This window comes from Anaerovibrio sp. (assembly GCF_024697385.1).
GTDB lineage: Bacteria > Bacillota > Negativicutes > Selenomonadales > Selenomonadaceae > Anaerovibrio.
Genome location: NZ_JAILFV010000160.1, coordinates 1 through 5,834, shown reverse-complemented (window position 1 = coordinate 5,834; position 5,834 = coordinate 1). Strand labels below are relative to the sequence as shown.

The window sequence follows — 5,834 nt, the reverse complement described above, 5'->3', positions numbered from 1 at the left end:
AGAAATCTTTTCCATGGCTGTCAAGAGAATGGCTGCAGCCGTAGTGATAGCTCATAACCACCCTTCAGGTATTGCAACCCCAAGTCAGGAGGATATCAAATTTACTAAAGAGCTGATTGAGAGTTCCAAAATTTTGGGGATTCAACTGGTTGACCATGTCATCATAGCAAAAGAAGGCTCTCTGAGCCTCAGAGCGTCCCACAGCGAGCTTTTTAGTACAGACAGGGAAATATTTTAGGGGGGAGTATTATGTCGTCATATTATTCATGTATGGCCTTTGATGATATAAAGACATTGCTTCGTATAGACGATTGCTTATATCTTTTTATGAAGACCAAAAACAGCGAGTTTGAGGTTACTCTAAACCCTGCTCAGGCAAGGCTTCTTGGAGAAGCATTGATAAATGCTGTAGGTAAAATTTCGATTGATAAAATCAGAGATGCAGAATTTTATGGGGATATGCAAATTGAACATGAATTAGCGGAGAATGAAGGAGGCAATGAAGATGAATCCAATAGTAAGAACAACATTGGAAATCCTTTTGACGGTAATTCCAGAGATACTGGAAAAGAAAAAGTAAAAATAGCATAAAGGAGTGAAACATTATGCCAGCAACAAAATTCTCCTGCCCGGATGGGCAGGAGATTGCTATTTCAGGATGTCTTGATGGCTGCAGGTGCGGTACAAGATGTATGTTCCTGCCTACACTTAGAGCTGTAGCCCAAAGCTCTGACCGAAAACTTGATGAACCTACAGTAACGGAGCTGATTTCGGGCAGTCGGGAGACATATTTAAAGAAAATCACAGATTATACCATCAATCCGGAGAGTACACTGTATGCTTTGCAGGGCCAAGGCATTCATGGTATCCATGAGAACTTCATCGATGGGGATATATTATCAGAGGTTCGCCTGAAGGATGGCACCACCAGCGGTAAGTTTGATCTCTATGGACAGCTCCTTGATGAAGATACAGGCTGTCTGGGGGATTTGAAGGTTACATCCAGCTACAAAATAATGCGTTCATTGGGCTATTACAAGAAGTCTGTTCCTACTGGTGAAGTATATAAGACAGGTGCCAAGAAGGGACAGCCAAAGTACCGTCAGGAGCTTTTTACTGATGGTGTAAGGCATGTTATGGATTGGGCTATACAACTTAATTACTATCGCATTCTCCTTGAACAGCAGGGCTTTACCGTAAACCGCATGGTCATACAGGCAATCTGTCGGGACAGTAGCCTTAGGATCGCTGCTGAACGGGGAATTGATAGGAGCGTTTACCTTATCCCGATAAAGAAAATAAGCGACAGGTGGTTGATTCGTTATTTCAAACATAAGGCAAAGGTGTTAAAGGAAGCTATGGCCACCAAGGAAATGCCAAAGGTATGCTCCGCCAGAGAACGCTGGCATGACCGGAAATGTTTGGACTACTGTGATGTGGCTGATTATTGCGATTACGGCATTGCAGTAAAGCAATCTGTCCAGAAAAGGGTTAGTTAATGATATGGAGGTGACAATATGCCAAATTATGTGCGGAATGTGCTTGTAGTAATAGGAAAAAAGGTAGATGTTGCAAGGGCTGTCAGCTCGTTGGAAGGGGAGAATGGGTTGGTGGATTTGGGAAATATTATACCAGTGCCCAAGGATTCCAGTATCGACCTACATGACTGGAAAATAGCTAACTGGGGTTCAACTGATTCGGTAGACTGCATAAAAAACAGGGATAATACCATAAGTTTTTCAACATCATGGACACCACCGCTGAAGGCGGTTGAGGCTCTGGTAAAGAAGTTTCCAGAGCTTGATTTTAGGTACTACTGGGCCAATGAGGACGCAGGGGATGACTCTGGTATGCAGTTATGGGAAGACGGAGAACTGTTAGAGGAAATAAGACCGTACAGCTTGGTGTATCACTATTGCTGGGACTCACTGGGCCAAACGGCGTAAATACAATGAGAGGAGAAGATAATAGATGGAAACTACTACGGAAAGACCTGTCAAAAAAATTACAGGAAAAATGGTCAAGGTCATGGAGGAAGTCTCACACATCCAGAAGAATGGAACCAACGACTTCCATAAATATCAGTATGCGACAGCTGCGGATGTGCTTGAGAAGGTCAATGAAGCACTCTGCAAGAATAAGATTTGCTCGGTTGCGAAGGCGGAGCTTATCTCGCTTGAGCATGTAACCAATGCTAAGGGTAATCAGGAGCACCTGGCCACGGTTCAGATGAATATAAGACTTATTGATTCAGAAAGCGGTGAATATCTTGATATAGCCGGGCTTGGGAATGGTCAGGACAGCGGGGACAAGGCTGTTATGAAGGCTGAAACAGCAAGCATAAAGTATGCCTATATGATGGCTTTTAATATATCTACTGGAGATGATCCGGAGGCAGACATCAAGACGGACCAGTTTGCAGCAGCAGATACACCAAAGCCACGAGCGGTGGTAAGAGGGAGTTCTGCCAGCGGTATTGTATGCGTGGACTGCGGGAAACCAATCACCAGCAAGGTACGGGACTTCTCTCTGAAGCGGTTTGGTACATGCCTCTGCATGGATTGCCAGAAGAACCACCAGGCCGTATAAGGGACTGAAGGGATATAGCATGACAGAAGAAGATTTTGCCGAAAAGTTGAATCAGCTGATTTATGATATCGATCCGTATGATTACCTTGATAATTATGGGTCTCTGGAGGATGGATTAAGTGATATTCGTGGAGTATTGCATGATGCTGACACTATGCAAGCTATCTTGTCATTTATTTACAAAGTGATGGATGAATCACCAGATTCGCTAACTACTGAACAAGAAAGGCGCACAATACGGTTTCTTGTGAAATTTGTTGCAACTATAGAGTAATGTAGTATAATTATATTATTTTGAATCACCTCCGGCTTGCGTTGCGGGTCGGAGATGGTTCATTTTTAGTATATTAATAAAAAACAGTGACTATATGGTAATTTTCATTGCTATAATCATGCAGCATCCTTTTTTGCCCCTCCAGCCTGTGCGCTGGGGGGATCTTTTTTTTTAGGTTCTGTTACAAACTGCATCACTTTTTGAGATTGTCCCGTCCGACCGTCCACCTTGTCCATCAAAAAAACATATATACATACTCCTTGCGGGATATGGTTTCCCAGAAAAAAACGATGGACAACGGACGAAAATGGTGTATTTTGTCCATTTGATAGAAAAGATGGTATGGCTAAAATCTTCATCACGATTATCGGAAAAACTATATATTCTGCATCATGGAAATGGGTTCCAAACCGCTATCTTAGGGGGGGGGATAATTATAAATAAAAGTGTAATATGATGCATTAAAACATAGGTTTTGCAGGAAAAGAGCTTTAAATCAAGAATATAATTATATATAGAAAGGTTAAGGCTGAGAGTATGTTGGTAGTCTCAGCTTTTTGCTGTTGCTAAAGAAGATATATCTGGAAAGAGGTTTATGTATGATTACAGGTGAATTGAAGAACAAAATTGATAGAATATGGGAAACATTTTGGACTGGCGGTATCACTAATCCGTTGGATGTTATAGAGCAGTTTACTTATCTTTTGTTTATTAAACAGCTTGATGAGGTAGAGACCCAGCGGGAAGCTGATGCTGCTATTCTTGGCTATGACCCGGACAGAATATTCCCTGATGAGGCACAGGAATACAGATGGAGCAAGTTCAAAAACTTGGGCGATGCGGCCAAGATGTATGATCTGATACAAAACAAAGTGTTTCCTTTTATCAAAAATTTACACAGTGATAGTGAGTCAGCATATTCTCGTTATATGGGAGATGCTATATTTAAAATTCCTACTCCGGGTATGCTTAGCAAGGTGGTTGATGGCATTGATGGACTGGGATTGGACGAAGCCAATGAGGGTGGCGATAGCAAGGGTGATTTGTATGAGTATCTGTTGTCCAAGGTAGCTACTGCTGGAACGAATGGACAGTTCCGCACACCGCGCCATATTATAAAAATGATGGTGGACATGGTTCAGCCAAATCCTGGCGATACTATTATAGACCCGGCTATGGGTTCCGCTGGTTTTCTTATTGAAGCCCAGAACTATCTGCGTCAGCACCACAGTGATTTGTTTTTGGACGATGACCAGAGGGAGCACTTTAATAACAATATGTTTTATGGCAATGATATGGACACTACCATGCTCCGTATCGGTGCCATGAATATGATGCTGCATGGTGTGGAAAATCCAAATATCAGTTATAGAGACAGTCTGTCGGAAAGCAATGCTGATGAGGAAAAGTATTCCTTGGTATTGGCCAATCCTCCATTTAAGGGCAGCTTGGATGCTGAGGCAGTGGCATCTAATTTATTAAAGGTAACTAAGACCAAGAAGACAGAGCTTTTATTTTTGGCTCTGTTCCTGCGTATTCTGAAAAAAGGTGGTCGGGCAGCGGTAATCGTTCCTGATGGGGTATTATTTGGCAGCAGCAAGGCCCATAAGCAGATAAGAAAAGAAATCATTGAAAATAATAAGCTTACGGCAGTAGTATCAATGCCAAGCGGAGTATTTAAGCCTTATGCCGGAGTATCTACGGCTATATTGTTCTTTACCAAGACTGGTGCTGGTGGTACCGACAATGTATGGTTCTATGATATGAAGGCGGACGGATTCAGCCTTGATGATAAGCGCCAGCCAGTACAGGAAAATGATATTCCTGATATTGTGGACAGATACGGGAATTTGGAGGCTGAAGCAGACAGAAAGCGTACTGAACAGTCCTTCTTTGTACCTGTAGAGGAAATCAAGGATAATGACTATGACCTGTCCATCAACAAATATAAGAAAATTGAGTATGTGCCTGTGGAGTACCCGCCAACTAGTGAAATTATGGCAAATATCAGAAATATTGAGACTGAGATTGCCAAAGAGATGGATGAACTGGAGAAGTTGCTGAACGAGGCTGGTGGCAAGTTGTCACAGATGGAATGATGTAAACTGGTGACAATGTGAAAAAAATGTATATGATGGGGTATATATGAAAAAAGTTAGTGTAAGAGATGGTTTTTCAGATCGTAATGGCATAAAATCTGAAAATACTGAAATTCAAATTAAACATTTTGATCAAAGAACACGGGTACAATTTAATAATATGGTGACAAGATTATATAGAGATGTATATGACAACAAATTAGAATACTTTAAACCATGGATACAAAAGTTTTTACAATTTGTCTTAGGGGATATTTATTCTGAATGTATAGATGTACGGATATATTATAAAGATGATGATGTTTTTTCGGCCATTAATGACACGATAATGAATGGGGATTTTGATGATGTCCTGACACTTATTGAAGAACTTGTTCAATATTGGGATGAATATCTTATGGAAACAAGAGGTATAGATTATTACAATGTATTCACGCAGAGTTATAGGAGTACATCGCTATATGAGATTGTTAATGAATTATTTGAAAGAGAATATGTAGGTTATCGCTTTATTGACAAAATAATTGTACCAATAAGTGACTCTTATGAGGTTGAAGCAATTAAAGATACACTAAATACGGAATATGACTTTGTTTATGAACATATTTCAAAAGCAAATAAATTACTTTCAGATAGAGAGCAACCAGATTATGAAAATTCTATAAAAGAAAGCATAAGTGCTGTCGAAGCTATTTGCCAAATATTAACTGATTCTAATGGTAAAGATGCTACATTGGGAAATATGCTAAAAAAGATGGAAGAAAGAGGCATAGTGATTCATGCTTCTTTAAAATCCGCATTTCAAAAATTGTATGGATATACTTCAGATGCAAATGGGATTAGACATGCGGGTGATATAGGTGGACCGTATT

At 40.6% G+C, this 5,834-nt stretch carries 9 protein-coding genes; 8 read left to right on the top strand and 1 reads right to left on the bottom strand.

The features are described from left to right. From K6C05_RS08600 to K6C05_RS08575, 6 genes are all read left to right on the top strand, one after another. On the top strand, nt 1-238 hold a 238-nt coding region (locus K6C05_RS08600; protein WP_296733681.1), incomplete at its 5' end, for a JAB domain-containing protein. Between the two features lie 11 nt (nt 239-249). Continuing rightward, a complete protein-coding gene (locus K6C05_RS08595) occupies nt 250-591 on the top strand; it encodes a hypothetical protein (protein ID WP_296733679.1) in 342 nt (113 codons plus the stop codon). 14 nt (nt 592-605) lie between these two features. Next, nucleotides 606-1,499, top strand: a complete 894-nt coding sequence (locus K6C05_RS08590) for a hypothetical protein (protein ID WP_296733677.1) — start codon at nt 606-608, stop codon at nt 1,497-1,499. Nucleotides 1,500-1,517: 18 nt separating this feature from the next. Beyond that, complete coding sequence (locus K6C05_RS08585) at nt 1,518-1,946, top strand: hypothetical protein (protein WP_296733676.1); 429 nt, start codon at nt 1,518-1,520, stop codon at nt 1,944-1,946. Nucleotides 1,947-1,971: 25 nt separating this feature from the next. Next, nucleotides 1,972-2,589, top strand: coding sequence for an ERF family protein (locus tag K6C05_RS08580; RefSeq protein WP_296733674.1), 618 nt, complete (start codon nt 1,972-1,974; stop codon nt 2,587-2,589). A gap of 19 nt (nt 2,590-2,608) precedes the next feature. Next, complete coding sequence (locus K6C05_RS08575) at nt 2,609-2,863, top strand: hypothetical protein (protein WP_296733671.1); 255 nt, start codon at nt 2,609-2,611, stop codon at nt 2,861-2,863. Between the two features lie 116 nt (nt 2,864-2,979). Here K6C05_RS08575 and K6C05_RS08570 read toward each other — a convergent pair whose 3' ends face one another. Further along, complete coding sequence (locus tag K6C05_RS08570; RefSeq protein WP_296733668.1) at nt 2,980-3,222, bottom strand: hypothetical protein; 243 nt, start codon at nt 3,220-3,222, stop codon at nt 2,980-2,982. A 240-nt stretch (nt 3,223-3,462) separates the two neighbouring features. Here K6C05_RS08570 and K6C05_RS08565 point away from each other — a divergent pair, with 240 nt between their 5' ends. After that, entirely contained in the window at nt 3,463-4,962 is a 1,500-nt protein-coding gene (locus tag K6C05_RS08565) for a class I SAM-dependent DNA methyltransferase (protein ID WP_296733665.1), read from the top strand. Between the two features lie 46 nt (nt 4,963-5,008). After that, a partial coding sequence (locus tag K6C05_RS08560) for an AbiJ-NTD4 domain-containing protein (RefSeq protein ID WP_296733663.1) occupies nt 5,009-5,834 on the top strand: 826 nt, incomplete at its 3' end.

What these genes read in the sequence shown, in the direction of transcription:
- K6C05_RS08595 (WP_296733679.1), top strand. Translation starts at nt 250, where the DNA reads ATGTCGTCATATTATTCATGTATGGCCTTTGATGATATAAAGACATTG.
- K6C05_RS08590 (WP_296733677.1), top strand. Translation starts at nt 606, where the DNA reads ATGCCAGCAACAAAATTCTCCTGCCCGGATGGGCAGGAGATTGCTATT.
- K6C05_RS08585 (WP_296733676.1), top strand. Translation starts at nt 1,518, where the DNA reads ATGCCAAATTATGTGCGGAATGTGCTTGTAGTAATAGGAAAAAAGGTA.
- K6C05_RS08580 (WP_296733674.1), top strand. Translation starts at nt 1,972, where the DNA reads ATGGAAACTACTACGGAAAGACCTGTCAAAAAAATTACAGGAAAAATG.
- K6C05_RS08575 (WP_296733671.1), top strand. Translation starts at nt 2,609, where the DNA reads ATGACAGAAGAAGATTTTGCCGAAAAGTTGAATCAGCTGATTTATGAT.
- K6C05_RS08570 (WP_296733668.1), bottom strand. Translation starts at nt 3,222, where the DNA reads ATGAAGATTTTAGCCATACCATCTTTTCTATCAAATGGACAAAATACA.
- K6C05_RS08565 (WP_296733665.1), top strand. Translation starts at nt 3,463, where the DNA reads ATGATTACAGGTGAATTGAAGAACAAAATTGATAGAATATGGGAAACA.